The sequence below is a fragment of the Fibrobacterota bacterium genome (genome assembly GCA_019509785.1).
Taxonomy (GTDB): Bacteria; Fibrobacterota; Fibrobacteria; order UBA11236; family UBA11236; genus Chersky-265.
Genome location: JAEKLQ010000060.1, coordinates 26,007 through 39,587, shown reverse-complemented (window position 1 = coordinate 39,587; position 13,581 = coordinate 26,007). Strand labels below are relative to the sequence as shown.

Here is a 13,581-nt window from a genome sequence, read left to right as displayed (position 1 = left end):
TGTTTTCGAGGTCGCCAGGATCCCTTGGCTTGCGATTATTAAGATGCTGTCGGAAGTCGATTGAAGATCCGCTGAATCTCCGAATTACGCAAACGCCGATCCAAAAAGATGCTTGGCCCTGGCCCGGCTCTTGCCGATACCCATCCTATAGAATCCATATTCCCGCCCTTACGAGGTTTCATGCGCACGGATAGAAGATTGACCTTTGTGGGATGCCTTACCGTTTTGCTCGCAACGGGATGCTTCGACCCGGGCACATCGGGCGACTCGGGCTCCGGGTCAGGGACCGGCCGCATCCACCTGGTTCCCGCCATCAGCGGCGGGGAATCGGGCTTGGGGAAGGTGGGCACCAGCGGAAGCACGGGCCTGGAAAGCTTTCAGGTCGCCGTGGGCGATATCCGGCTCGCTAAGGATATCACCACCGATGGGACCGCGATGTCGGGCATGAGCAATTCACTCACGCTTTTTTCCCAGCAGCTCGGCGATATCAGCACCCTGGACGAGGCCGCGGTGCGTGATCCGGCCTGGAGCCCGCACTACATCGATTTCTGCGACCCGAACAGCGTCTCCTGTCTCGCCTCCAGCAAACCCTTCACGCTCCGAGATACCGGCGACTACTACTGGGCCGTACTGGATTGGTCTCCCTTTTTCAAAATCCGCGCCACCATCCCGTTGCCGGGAGGCGATACCATATTCACCCATGATGGGCCCATCGGCCAGCACTTCTTTCCCGGCAGCGACGTGGACTATTACGTCACCGAGTCCGCCCAGGACCTGCGGCACGGCCCCGCGGAAGACGCCTTGGTCCGCAAGAACAGCACCATCACCTGGTTCCGCTTTCTCAAGCCGCTCCGACTGACGGAAGCCGACCTGGATAGCGGCACGACCATCGCCGATACGGTGGGAATGGATTCCGATAACCACCCCATCGTCAAGCAGGTTCCTTCCGGAAAATGGAACGTCTTGCTCGTCTTCAACCCCGAGGATCTTCTCTGGGCCCAGTTGGATGGCAATCGGAGCTTCAATCCTTCCGTCCGATCTCCGGACTCATCCGCTTCGGTCAATGTCCCTTTCCTGAGGGCGACGGCCGTTCCCTACCGCGAAGGGGAGGACGTGATGCGGGAAACTTACGAGTTCTCGATGCAGGCGGTGAGCGTCGGGGTCGAGGGAACCTATGGCATGAGGCTGGAGCTATACCTCATCGGCGATAACGTGGTGGCGAGCACGGCCCAGTCCTATCCTACCGATGGCAACCTACCGCCTTCGGAGCCTCCCATCATTTATTACGCGGTGGGCAGGGCGGACGGTTCCCTCAGCCTGCAGGATTACAAGAGCAGGCCGATCTTCGACGGGTTCGTGCGCAAAACCACGGTGGGCGAAGAAGGGTCGGTCCCCTGGGGTTATGGCGCCAGCGCCGATGGCCGCGATGCCCGGAGCCTGACATACAAGCTTGCGGAAATCAAAAAGATGAACTAGGTCCCGTCGCCACGACGGCCCGTCGCCAAGACGCCACCAGAAGGCCCTTGGTCTTACGGCCGAGGGCTTTCGGTTTCCCCCCAATCCGCCGCTGCCTCGATGATTTCGGAAACCTCCTTGGGTTTGGAAAGCATTGAAAGATGGCTGGCGTTGATCTCCATGACCTGCGCGCCCATCCGTTTGGCTCCGTACCGCTCGCTGCTGATCGGGATCGATCGCGCGATCCTCGGTCGAGATTAGGAACCAGCTAGGGATGGTTTTCCATGCCGCTACATTAATGGGAGTTACGAAAGACGCCCCGAAAAGTGGTCTTTGCACGGCAGCCAGGACCGCCGCTTGGTTGTCCGGAAGGTCATGCGCCATAACAGGATGGAACTTCGCCGGATCGAGATACAGGAAGCCTGCCGCCGCCGGAACTATGGCCTCGCCGATGGGCATGTGGGCGAATCCCGCTTGCAAGGATTGGAGGGATTCACCGACGTCGGGGGAAAAAGCGGCGATGAAGACCAGAGCTTTTACCATGGGGTTTTTCGCAGCCGCTTCGGTCATGATGGCTCCGCCATAGGAATGGCCGACCACGACCACCGGGCCTTTTTGGCCCTCGATAACCCTTTTCGCGAAAGCGATATCCTCGGCGAAATTCGCGAGGGGCAGTTGCGCGGCAACGACCTGGTAACCCGACTTCTGGAGGATGGGGATCACCTCCTGCCAGCACGACCCATCCGCCCAGGCCCCATGGATCAGGACGATGGCGGGTTTATCGGCGTTCGCTTCGAATGGCATCATGCGTCTTCTCCTGGTTTCGTTTTCGGAATGCCGCGATTTTTCAGCCGCGGTTATCGCTTTCCGACTTGGTTCAGTTCTTCCACTACCTCTGCGGGAAGTTTCAATGATCCCGCCTTGACGTTCTCCCTCAGGTGCCCGACCGATGAAGTACCCGGGATCAATAGGATGTTCGGGGAGCGTTGCAGTAGCCACGCGAGCGCTACTTGTTGGGCTGTCGCACCCAGCGTGGCCGCCGCTTTATCCAAGATTTCCGATTGCAGAGGGCGGAACCCGCCGAGCGGGAAAAACGGAACGAACGCGATTCCCTCAGCGTTGAGTTCATCTACCATGGCGTCTTCGTTTCTCAGGGCCATATTGTAATGGTTCTGCACGCATACGATTTCCGTAATGCCCTTCGATTCCACGTATTGCTCGCGGCTGATGTTGCTCAGCCCGATGTTCTTGATAAGGCCTTTGTTTTTGAGCTTCACGAGGACACCTAGGGGTTCGGCGATGGAAGCCTTGTTCGTGCCCATGGCTTCACCCACCCGCAGATTGACGATCTCCATGAAACCGCGATCCAGGTTTCGGAGGTTGTCTTCGATGGCCCGGGTCAGATCGCTTTCGGAAAGCGCTTTCGGCCAACCCTTATCGGACGTTCTTTTGACACCCACTTTCGTGGTGATGACCAGGTTTTCGGGGTAGGGGTAGAGCGCTTCTTTTATGGTTCGGTTCGCGATGTGCGGGCCGTAATAATCGCTGGTATCGATATGGTTTACCCCGAGCCCGATCGCCTCTTTCAAGACGCTCAAGACGGCATTCTTGTCTTTGGCCGGACCGAATGCCATGGGGCCCGCGAGCGACATGCCACCGAATCCGATTCGATTCACCGTCAGCGAAGTTCCCTTGAAGGTGAACGTTCCCCCCGGCTTTGCTTCGGTTCCCATCGGTTTCCCCTTTCGTGGCGGCCAACATAGCCTAACAACCGTAAGTATACACATGTTAGGCTATGGCGGCAAGTATATTTCCGATGCTCGGGGACCGTGTCCGAAGGGGAACGAAATCCTATAGGGCGGAGATGAATGACTAAGGTCGTGAAACAAAAGCAAAAGCCGCGACAGAAATACGCCCGCGGACAGGGCGATCAGTTGCGCAGCGATCTCATCGAGGCCGCCATCAGAATTCTCGCGGACAATGAGTCCAACGGACTGTTTTCGCTTAGGGCGGTCGCTAAAGAAGCGAGGGTCGCAGCCCCCTCGATCTACCTCCATTTTTCCGACCTCAATGAGCTGCGCCTAGCGGTGCTCGAAAGGCTTTTTGCCGAGCAAATCGCGATCCGGATGCACGCCGAGGAAGAGGCGGCGAAAGCCGGCGGCGGCGCTTGGGAAAGGCTATTGGCCGGCTCATTGGCGCTCGTTCGATTCGGGCTCGAACGCCCCGGCCACTACAAGGTTATGTACGAAGGCCGCGTGATCCTTCGCTTGAATGACCCGAGGGCGGCCACCTTCGGCCGTCCCATGCAAGACCGTTCGGTAGAACTGATTTCCGAGATCCTGAGGAAAAGGGTTTCGAAAGGAGTATCGGAAGATCCTCAACGCCTGGCGCTGCTTCTATGGACCGGTATTCACGGGATTATCTCTCTGCAAATCAACAAGCCTACGTTGGATTGGCCCTCGGCCATCGAACTCGCGACCCAGGTGGCCGGATTCATCATCCGGCCGGAGTCGCAAAGCCCGCGTTAAAACATGTAACCCAGATGCAGGGTGGCGATACCGGTTATCGGAAGCACATCATAGCGTGCGCCTCCGATTACGGTTTTCCCTGAGAGCGTTGAGGTATAGCCGATGCCGGCCCACGGCTTCACGTAGAAGCCGGAATCGAAAACGCGCCAGGCGTAACCTCCATAACCCATCAAGAGCAGATTGGTGAAACGCGCCGTACCGGCTACGGACCGTTTTTCGATCGCGAACCGTTGGATGCCGGCCTGCGTGCCCGCGAACCAGCCCTGGTTGATTGCCGTGAAATGGTACTCCGAGAATAGGCCCAGTCCCATGTCCAAACGCGCCTTCCATCCTTCATCCGCGTTTTCCGGATTCATCGCCACCAGGAAATCCGGGAAATCCATGGCGTATGCGCCGACTCCCGTTGTCACGCCGGGCAACCGCTTTGGGGCGAACCTTATATGGATGCCGTAACCCGCGAAGGCCAGCGTAGCCGGGTCGATTTCCACAGCGAAGGCCGGGGACGCGGCCTCCGCCGCATGCGCGGATGGGCGGGCCGCGGACGATGCGACCAGGGCGAGTAGAGCCAAGTGCCTGAGTAATAAGTGCCTGAGTAATAAGTGCATGCGCATATTCCTTTCTTTATATACAATACATACTAAATCTTAAATAGATATAGATAGAACCAAAAAAACCCTATCCGTCCAGTTCTTCGAGGATGTCCTGGATGGTTTTTTTCGCCAAGGCGAGTTTCATCTGCTTCTCGGAGGCCTCCAATAAGTTGGCAACGGATTTCTGGGCGTTGCTTGGGCGCTTGCCTTCCGCAGCGATATTGAAAGTGGTCTGGAAAAGCGGCTTTTCCTGTTCCATGGCGTTGAATACGTCGAGGATAGTGATCTTGCCGATAGGTTTCGCGATCCTTATGCCCCCATTTTTCCCCTCCTTGGTTTCGATGATTCCCGCATGCGTCAGGTTCCGGAGGATTTTCACCAAGGTCGGCTTCGGGATGTTCAGCACCTTGGAGATCATTTGCGCCGAAATGAAATCGAACATGCGTTGGCGGATCTTGTCGGAAATGAAAATAACCACGAGGATCGCCTTGGAAACGGAAATAGAATAACTCACTTACTGAATATACGCTATATCCAGTATAGTGGCAATACGGAGTCGGGCAAACAGCCGGTCGGGGAAGCGAAACGAATCGCTCCCTATGCAACCCGACCGGCCGCCCGCGCCTTCTCCCCCAGCACCTTGCGCCCCGCTTCGCTTTGGGTCATCCCTGCCGCGGTCTCGTATCCCGACCTCGCCTGCTGCCGGTTCCCGAGGCCTAGATGGATCTCCCCGAGCAAGGCATGGTAGAGCGGTAGGCCGCGCAAGCCGTCTTGATCCGGAAGACCCTGGAGTTCCCTCAGGGCTTCGGCCGGGCCCTCGGCCTGCAGAAGGACCGCTACGCGGTTGAGCTCGGCCATCGGGGATGGGGCGATGCGGCAGAGCCATTGGTAATAGTGGAGGATGCGGACCCAATCGGTGTCGGCGAAAGTAGGCGCCCGGCAATGCTCGTAGGCGATGGCCGCCTCCAGGTGATAGGCGGTCATGGTTTCGCCCGTGGCGGAACGATCCAGGTAGTCGCAGCCTTCGGAAATAAGGCGGGCATCCCACAACGCGCGGTCCTGGAGGGGCAAGAGCACCAAATCGCCTTGCGGCGTCATGCGGCTCGCGCTGCGGGAAGAATGGAAGCACATCAAGGCCATGAGGGCGCAAGCGCGCGGATCCCCGGTATGGGGATTGTCGGCCAGCAATTTCCCCAGCCCGATGGCTTCGGCAAGCAGATCCTTCCGGATGGGATGATCGTGGCTGCCGGAGAGATAACCTTCGTTGAAAAGCAAGTAGACGGAGTGGAGGACCGCGCCCAGACGGTGCTTCAGTTCGTGGTCGGGCGGAAGGGCCGGGCGGATCTTCTCTTTGCGGAAGAACTCCTTGGCTCGGTACAAGCGCTTGCTGATGGTGTCCTCGGAGGCGAGGAAGGCTTGGGCGATCTCGGCGGTACTGAACCCGCACAGGGTCTTGAGGATCAGGGCCATGGTGCTTTCCTCTCCCAAGCCTGGATGGCAGCACGCGAACATCATTCCCAGCATATCGTCCTCGACCGAACTTTCGCTCCAGAGGGTATCCAGGGTGGTCGTCAGCGTGTATTCGGAATGGAGGAGGATGCGATCGCCGTCGCCGAAATCGAAGGCGACCGAGTGCCGTTGCCGGCGAAGTACGTCGATGGCCTTGTTCCGGGCCACGCGATAGAGCCAGGCGGGAGGATTGTCGGGAATCCCGTCCCTGGCCCAAGTCTCCATGGCTTGCAGCAGGGTTTCCTGCACCGCATCCTCGGCGATTTCCAGGTTCTGGGTGCCCAGGATGCGGGTCAGGATGGCCACCATCTTTCCCGCTTCTTGGCGGAAAAGCCGGGCGGCCACGGGGAGTTCCATCAGGGCTTCAATTCCTGGACGACGCGTACCTCCACAAAAGCGGAATCGAAGTCCTGCAGGGAGGGGCAACCCCGGGAAATGGCCACGGCTTCCTCATAACTTTCCGCCTTGCAAATAAGGTAGCCGCCCACGATCAGATCCTTGCCTTCGATAAAGGGCCCGTCGGTGGCGGGCTGCTTTCCGGGTTTCACCAACCTGCCGGAATCGGTTTCCAACGGTTGGGCGGAAACGAGTTTCCCCTGCTTGGCGAGCTCGCCCATCCAGGCAGCCCATTTCTGCATATGCACCTGCCACTTCTCAGGAGTGTCCAGGACTTTATTGTGATCGTTGCGGGGGCCGCGAAACAGGAACATATACTCTTTCATAAGAACTCCTCTTTGGGAAATTTAAGCCGGTTTTGCCGGTCAGGCTTAGCAAGCCTACCTAATGACGAACGGGCGAGGACGGATTTGGACATCGATAGGATAGCCGCATCGTTAGTAATCGTATGTACGATTGGGAGTCGAGGTATATTTAACCCTGGGGGATACGACATGGGAAGAGCGGCATTCGTCAGCGGATTCCTCCTGGCCTGCCTCGCAGGCGCTTTCGCCCAGGAACGGACCATCGTCCTCCTGGGAGCTTCCACGGCCTCCGGTACCGGCGCCAGTACCTATGATAGCTCCTTCGCGGGGCGCTATGCCCATTACCTGCAAAGCCGCAATCCCGCCTGGACCTTGACCAATCTGGCGGTGAGCGGGTACACCACCTTTCAATTGATGCCTACCGGATACGTCTCCCCTTCCGGCCGCTCGCAGCCTGACCCGGCGCATAACATCACCAAGGCCCTTGCCCTTCATCCCCGCGTTCTACTGCTGTGCATGGGTACCAACGACATCGCCAACGGTTATCCCGCCTCGGAGTATGAGTCAAATTACGATACCTTGCATGCCATGGCGGAGAGCGCGGGCATTCCGCTGTGGATCACCACGCCGCTCCCGCGCGCGCTCGATGCCACGGGGCGTAACAAGATCCTCGCCCTGCGCGATCGCATCATGACCCGATACGCGCCCCGGGCCCTGAATTTCTACGACAGCCTGGGGGATTCCCAGGGAAACTATATCCAGGCCTTCAATTCCGGGGACGGGATCCATACCAATAATCATGGTCATAGGCTGCTTTATGAGCGCGTGGTGGCCGCCGATTTGATCGGATCCGTTACTTTCCTGGCCCGTGGGGATGCCGCGGGGCGCGCAGGCGCATCCGCGGGCGGGAACGGCGCATTTTGGTTTCGGGATCCGGGAACGTATGGGGAAATGCTTTTCTTCGGGCCCGGGGCGCCCGGAGCGCGCGACCTTCGCGGCCGGGGCATAGGGCCATGATCGGCGCCGGAAGAGCGTTCGGGAGCCGAGGGGGGTAGCGGATGGATAGGCAATCCTTTATTCCCACGGCCGGAGGCGGGCAGGGGCAGGATTACATCATGCGCCTGATCGAGGAGTTCGCGAACTTCGTGGGGAAGATCATGTCCCGCATCCAGCGCGGGGAGATCAAGGAAGCCCGCAAAGAGATAGAGATCTTCTATCGCGATACGCTTTCCCATGATGCCGGCTTGATGCTTACTTTTTCCGATCGCGACCTCATCGCCCGGTTGAGTAAGGACGGGGTTTTCGATGCGGTCAAGGGCCTCAATCTCGCGAAGGTGCTCTTGATCGACGCGGGACTTGCCGAGCGATCCGAGGCCGGACAAGCCGACGGAAATCCGATCGCGAGGGTGAAATATTCGCTTGCCTTCGGGCTAATGGCGGAAGCGGCCGCGGCCGACCCGGAGGATTTCCCGGATTGGGCCGAAACCGATCTGGCCGGTTTGGCGACGAAGCTGTCGGATTGGCAATTGCCCCCGGACTTGTTGCGGAAATTATTCCGGTACGAAGAAAGCAAGGGACGGTACGGCAAAGCCGAAGACGCCCTTTTCCGGTTGAAGGCATCCGGATTTCCCGGGATCGAGCAGGAAGGACGCATGTTCTATGCCCGCATGGACGCGCTTAGCGATGCGCAACTTATGCAAGGGAATCTCCCGCGCGAAGAACTGGAAGACGGGAAAGAGAGGTTCCGATGATTAAACGGTTCCGGCGCTCCTTCGGTATCTTGATTTTCGCCTCCGCCTGGACCCAGGCCGCGGAAATCCATGTTTCCCCCACGGGCAATGATGCCGCGGCCGGGACATCCGACGCTCCCTTGGCGACCCTGGCGGCCGCGCGGGATAAGGCCGACCTGGCGAAGGCCGCGGGCCCGGTCACCATCTACCTCCACGCCGGCACCTATTACCTTTCCGCGCCGCTGCTGCTCGGTCCCGCCAATTCGGGCAACGCCTCCGCGGCCATTACCTACGCCGCTTTCGGGAACGATAAACCCGTCATCAGCGGGGGGATCAAATTGCCCGACACCTTGACCTGGAAAGCCGGTACCGGTTCCATCATGGTGGTGAACATCGGCGCGGGCCTCAAGGTGGATCAGCTTTTCCTGGACGGCAAACGCCAAATCATGTGCCGATACCCGAACTTCGATTCCACCAAGCAACTTCAGGGATATGCCGCCGATGCCATCGGCGCGACGCGGGCGGCCCGGTGGGCCAAACCGGAGGAGGGGCCAGGGTACGTGCGCGCCCTGCATGTCAATCTATGGGGCGGCCTGGATTACGTCATCACCGGCAAGAATGCCGATGGTACGCCGGCGCTGCAATACGTGAACGACAATAACCAGGCCAACACCATGCACGCGACCTATCGCATGGTGGAGAATATCTTCGAGGAGCTGGACGCGCCCGGGGAATGGTTCTACCGCAAGGCCACGGGCCAGCTCTACTTCTACCCTCCGGCGGGAACCGATTTGGCGAAGGCCCGCCTGGAAATGGCCTCCCAGGATGAATTGATCCGCCTGGTGGGAGATGGGCAGAACAGGGTTACGGATATCACGTTCAAGAATTTGATCTTCACCCACACCTACCGGACTTTATTCAGCGGGACGTACGAAGTGCTTCTGCACAGCGATTGGCATATCGTCCGGGCCGGGGCCGTATATATGCTGAACACGGAACGGATCCGCATGCAGGGGTGCACCTTTGATCAGATCGGCGGGAACGGCATTTTCATGAATGGATACAACCGGAACAACGTCGTATCCGGGAATTCCTTCCTGGACGGAGGCGCCTCTTGCGTAAACGTCATCGGCCTTGTCAGCGCGGTCCGCTGCCCGAACATCAAAGGTTCCACCGCGGCCTGTACCGACCGCACCCCGGGCCCGCTTACCCAGGACTATGGGGCCAAGATCACCATCGATAACAACCTGATGGCCCGCTTCGGCAGGTTCGAGAAGCAATGCGCCGCCGTGAATCTAGGCATCACCGAAGAGGATTCCGTTCGCCACAATACCATCCACGATTGCCCGCGCGCGGGCATCAACATCAATACCGGATGCTTCGGCGGACATGAGATCGCGCATAACTGGATTTACAATTCGGTGCTGGAGACCTCCGATCACGGCCCCTTCAATTCCTGGGGGCGCGATCGCAACCTCACCTTCCAGGACGACACTTCCGCCACCACCCTGGACGCCTGGAAGCAAACCGTCATCCATGACAACCGCTTCGAGACCAAGGCGGGCAATTACGGCATCGACCTGGACGATCAATCATCCAATTACCTGCAATACAACAACCTGCTCTTCGGCGGCGGCCTCAAGATGCAATGGCATCGTTACAACATCTACACCAACAACATCCTGGTGGGGCAGGCTGTTGTGCAGATGCACGGTATCTGGACGGGATCCCAGGACGTGATGACCCATAATATTTTCACTTCCACGACGCCGTACAACATCGGCTTCTATGCGACCGGCGCCAATACGCCCCAGAGCGTACGGGGTAGCGTGAAGATCATCGATTCGAACTGCATCGCCGCCAACGGCCATATCACCAGCAGCGACGGGAATTACACCTTCCCGCAATGGACCACGGCTGGCCTGGACGTGCATTCGGTCTTCGCGGACGCCCAATTCAGCGACGTGAACAAGCAATGGACCGGCTACGAGCCCAAGGGGGACTATTCGGTCAAGGCCGGCTCCCCATGCCTGGCGATCGGATTCAAGAATTTCCCGATGGATTCTTTCGGGAAGCTCGCCGCCTCGACGGATGCGGTCCGGGATCCGCGTAGGCAAGGGTCCGGCGGCCGGACGGAGGGAAGGTTCGCTTTGCGGTACGCGGGCGGCGTTCTGGTCATCTCGCATGCGGGCGATTACCTGGCGAGAATCACCGATCTCCACGGCGCCGTGGTCGCGTTGGGCGAAAGCAAAACCGGAGCCGACTTGCGCTTGGTTACGCAAGGCATTGTTCCGGGGATGTATCTCGTTTGGGTGCGCTGGCAAGGCCGAACCGAGTCGCGCCTGATCCTGCTGGATTAAAAATACCGACCGTTACGTAACTCACGTCGCTTGAATTCCGGGAACTGTCGGGGATTAATGCTTGTCAAGCCCGCGCTGCATCGCATTTCCCCTTCCGCGCCGCATCGCGATTCCTCTTGATCATTCCGATGCCGATGTCCATTTTAAAGTCTCGGATCAGGGTGACCCGATAAACCCAAACAATCGGATGGCTTATGGAAAAACCCAGCGCAGAGGCGATCAAGCCCAGGCGATCAGGGACCGAGCCCCGTCTCCGTTTCCTAGGGCAGGAAACCGGATTGACGCTCTATCTCAGGGAAATCGGTAAAACGCGGACCTTGAACCTGGCGGAAGAGGCTGCCTTGGCGCGGCGCATCCGCGCCGGCGAACCGCAAGCCTTGACCGATCTGGTCACCGCCAATCTCAAGTTCGTGGTTTCGGTCTGCCGCAATTATCGCCATTATGGATTGCCGATGACGGACCTCATCAACGAAGGCAATCTGGGATTGATCCGGGCGGCGGAGCGGTTCGACGAGCGCCAGAATTGCAAGTTCATCTCCTATGCGGTCTGGTGGGTCCGCCAGGCGATTCTGCAATCCTTGGCGGAGAAATCGCGCACCATCCCGATTCCCTTAAGCCGTTTCGGGGCCTTCCAACGCATGACGCGGACCGCGGCGCGCCTTGAGCAGGAGTTGGGAAGGGCCGTGCACTTGGCCGAAGTCGCGGAACGCCTCTCCGTGGACGAATCCGATTTGGCCGAATACCATTCCTTAGGGGTCCAACCCTTGTCCCTCGAATCCCCGCACGGCGACGCCGGCAAATCCGAGCCGTGGTTGGCCGATTACGGGGCTTATAGCGCCGAACGCGGGTTGGAAGAAGAGTCGGCGAACCGCGAAATCCGTAGCGTACTGGGAACCCTCGACCAACGCGAAGAAGCCATCCTTAAGCTTTTCTTCGGCATCGGCAAAGGCTCGGAACAGACCCTGGAAGAAATCGGCGCCCGCTTCAACCTGTCGCGCGAAAGGGTGCGCCAGATCAAGGACAAGGCGCTTGAGCGATTGCGCCATCCCATACGCGCTCGCCGGTTGCGGGAATTCCTTTGAGCGCCGGACCCGGTTAAGCTGGCGCCGGTATCGTATCGGCGGCAGCCGCGGCTTCGGCCAGGAGAACGGCCTTAAGGGCCTGCCGATCCATCTTGCCGTTGGAATTCACGGGGATATCGTCGCGGAAGAAGACGCGGCGCGGGACCATATAAGCTGGTAACCGCTCCTTCAGGCCCGCCAGGATGGCCTTCCGACGGGGGGCGCATGCCGCCGGGAGCACCCCGTAGATTTCCTCCAAACCGTTGCGCAAAGGCGCGACATCGGCGAGGGCGATGGCCGCCCCGGATGCGGCCAGGAGGGCATGTTCGATTTCCCCCAACTCGATGCGGTAGCCCATCACCTTGACCTGGAAATCCTCGCGGCCCAGGTAATGCAGATAACCCTCGTCATCCCGCGCGACAAGGTCCCCCGTGCGATACCAGATCTTCCCGCCGCGGGCCTGGAAACGCTCCGCGGTCTTGGCCTCGTCGCCCACGTAGCCTTCGGCCACTTGATCGCCCGCCAGCCACAGGCTACCGATCTCCCCGGATCCGCATAGGCTTCCGTCTTCGCGAAGCACCTCGGCTTCCTGCCCCGGAAAGGTTTTCCCGATGGGGACGCCGCCGTGCAGGGCCCTTTCGGGAGGGAATCCCGGAAGCAACTCGAAATGGGTGATGGCGATGGTGGCTTCCGTCGGGCCGTATAGATTCGCGATGCGGGAATTGGGCGCGATGCGCCGCCAAAGCGCGCAGGTGTTGAGGGTTAGCTTCTCGCCCGCGAACAGGCTCAAGCGCACTTCCGGCAGCGCCCCGTCGGCGGCCTGCCGGGCGCTTTCCAGGAAAGCGGGCAGGGCCGGCACCGAGAACCATACCGTAACACCGTGGTTACGGGCGAAAGGGATCGGGGCCAGCAGCGCCTTCTCCGGAAATGCAACCAAGGTCGCCCCCGCCGCCCAGGTCGAGAACTGATCATGGGCCGCCAAATCAAAGGTGAGATCGAACAATTGCGAAACCCGGTCCCCGGGAAAGAGGGGGTAGGCGGCTTGGAAGGAACGCAAGTACGATTCCACGTTGGCGCCGGTGACGCGGACCCCTTTTGGTTTTCCCGTGCTGCCCGAGGTGAAAAGCACGTAGCCTCCGCCCGATTCCGCGGCCTTCAGCGGGGCGGGTTCGCGATCGGCGCGCATCGGTACGCGTAGGATTTCCAGGCCATCGAGCCCGGCCACGGCGGGTTGGGCCGGAGCGGCCGGGGTATCCAGGAGCAAAACCCGCAACGGCCTGCGGAGCAGGGGCGCGAGGGCGGCCACGTTTTCGAGGCATTCCCACCCGACCAGGAGGGTGCTGATCTCCGCCTTTTCCAGGATATAGGCATTGCGTTCGGCGGGGAATTTCGGATTCAAGGGGACATAGGCTTTGCCTTCCGCCAGGATCGCTTGCACCGCGGCGTAAGCGAAGGGCGTTCTCGGCGAGAGCACGGCGGCGAAGGGCCGCTGATCATCGGCGAGCCCGCCCCGCAGGCTTTCTGCGAGATCGCGCAAGCCCGCGTAGTCCAGGCTGCCGCCTTCATGGAGGACGGCCGGGTACCGGGGTGCTCGCGCCGCCGCCGAGTAAAAGTGCCGCGCCAGATTAGGTGCCATCCGTCCCTCCC

At 59.8% G+C, this 13,581-nt stretch carries 12 protein-coding genes; 5 read left to right on the top strand and 7 right to left on the bottom strand.

Annotation, left to right across the window (positions count from 1 at the left end; translation table 11 throughout):
- Positions 1-1,254: 1,254 nt before the first annotated feature.
- A complete protein-coding gene (locus JF616_18050) occupies positions 1,255-2,262 on the bottom strand; it encodes an alpha/beta hydrolase (GenBank protein ID MBW8889663.1) in 1,008 nt (335 codons plus the stop codon).
- A gap of 50 nt (positions 2,263-2,312) precedes the next feature.
- The gene (locus JF616_18045; protein ID MBW8889662.1) at positions 2,313-3,188 is read right to left on the bottom strand and encodes an oxidoreductase; all 876 of its coding nucleotides are present in this window, start codon (positions 3,186-3,188) and stop codon (positions 2,313-2,315) included.
- Positions 3,189-3,323: 135 nt separating this feature from the next.
- Here JF616_18045 and JF616_18040 point away from each other — a divergent pair, with 135 nt between their 5' ends.
- Positions 3,324-3,983 carry a WHG domain-containing protein gene (locus JF616_18040; GenBank protein ID MBW8889661.1) on the top strand — a complete coding sequence of 220 codons (660 nt, stop codon included), beginning with the start codon at positions 3,324-3,326 and terminating at the stop codon, positions 3,981-3,983.
- Here JF616_18040 and JF616_18035 read toward each other — a convergent pair.
- From JF616_18035 to JF616_18020, 4 genes are all read right to left on the bottom strand, one after another.
- The gene (locus JF616_18035) at positions 3,980-4,588 is read right to left on the bottom strand and encodes a hypothetical protein (protein ID MBW8889660.1); all 609 of its coding nucleotides are present in this window, start codon (positions 4,586-4,588) and stop codon (positions 3,980-3,982) included. The genes JF616_18040 and JF616_18035 overlap by 4 nt on opposite strands.
- A 70-nt stretch (positions 4,589-4,658) precedes the next feature.
- Positions 4,659-5,087, bottom strand: coding sequence for an Rrf2 family transcriptional regulator (locus JF616_18030; GenBank protein MBW8889659.1), 429 nt, complete (start codon positions 5,085-5,087; stop codon positions 4,659-4,661).
- Positions 5,088-5,170: 83 nt separating this feature from the next.
- Positions 5,171-6,439, bottom strand: coding sequence for a sigma-70 family RNA polymerase sigma factor (locus tag JF616_18025; GenBank protein MBW8889658.1), 1,269 nt, complete (start codon positions 6,437-6,439; stop codon positions 5,171-5,173).
- Positions 6,439-6,804, bottom strand: a complete 366-nt coding sequence (locus tag JF616_18020; protein ID MBW8889657.1) for a hypothetical protein — start codon at positions 6,802-6,804, stop codon at positions 6,439-6,441. The genes JF616_18025 and JF616_18020 overlap by 1 nt, the downstream gene beginning before the upstream one ends.
- Positions 6,805-6,972: 168 nt before the next feature.
- Between JF616_18020 and JF616_18015 the strand changes: the two genes are divergently transcribed.
- The 4 genes from JF616_18015 (at position 6,973) to JF616_18000 (ending at position 11,955) form a co-directional block, all read left to right on the top strand.
- The gene (locus JF616_18015) at positions 6,973-7,800 is read left to right on the top strand and encodes an SGNH/GDSL hydrolase family protein (GenBank protein ID MBW8889656.1); all 828 of its coding nucleotides are present in this window, start codon (positions 6,973-6,975) and stop codon (positions 7,798-7,800) included.
- 98 nt (positions 7,801-7,898) lie between these two features.
- The gene (locus tag JF616_18010; GenBank protein MBW8889655.1) at positions 7,899-8,534 is read left to right on the top strand and encodes a hypothetical protein; all 636 of its coding nucleotides are present in this window, start codon (positions 7,899-7,901) and stop codon (positions 8,532-8,534) included.
- Positions 8,531-10,873: a right-handed parallel beta-helix repeat-containing protein gene (locus JF616_18005; protein MBW8889654.1), complete on the top strand. Its 2,343-nt coding sequence runs from the start codon at positions 8,531-8,533 to the stop codon at positions 10,871-10,873. The genes JF616_18010 and JF616_18005 overlap by 4 nt, the downstream gene beginning before the upstream one ends.
- A gap of 194 nt (positions 10,874-11,067) precedes the next feature.
- On the top strand, positions 11,068-11,955 hold the full coding sequence (locus JF616_18000; protein ID MBW8889653.1) for an RNA polymerase sigma factor RpoD/SigA: 888 nt from the start codon (positions 11,068-11,070) through the stop codon (positions 11,953-11,955).
- Between the two features lie 13 nt (positions 11,956-11,968).
- On the opposite strand, the gene JF616_17995 is transcribed toward JF616_18000, so the two are convergent.
- Positions 11,969-13,570 carry an AMP-binding protein gene (locus JF616_17995; GenBank protein MBW8889652.1) on the bottom strand — a complete coding sequence of 534 codons (1,602 nt, stop codon included), beginning with the start codon at positions 13,568-13,570 and terminating at the stop codon, positions 11,969-11,971.
- Positions 13,571-13,581: the final 11 nt, after the last annotated feature.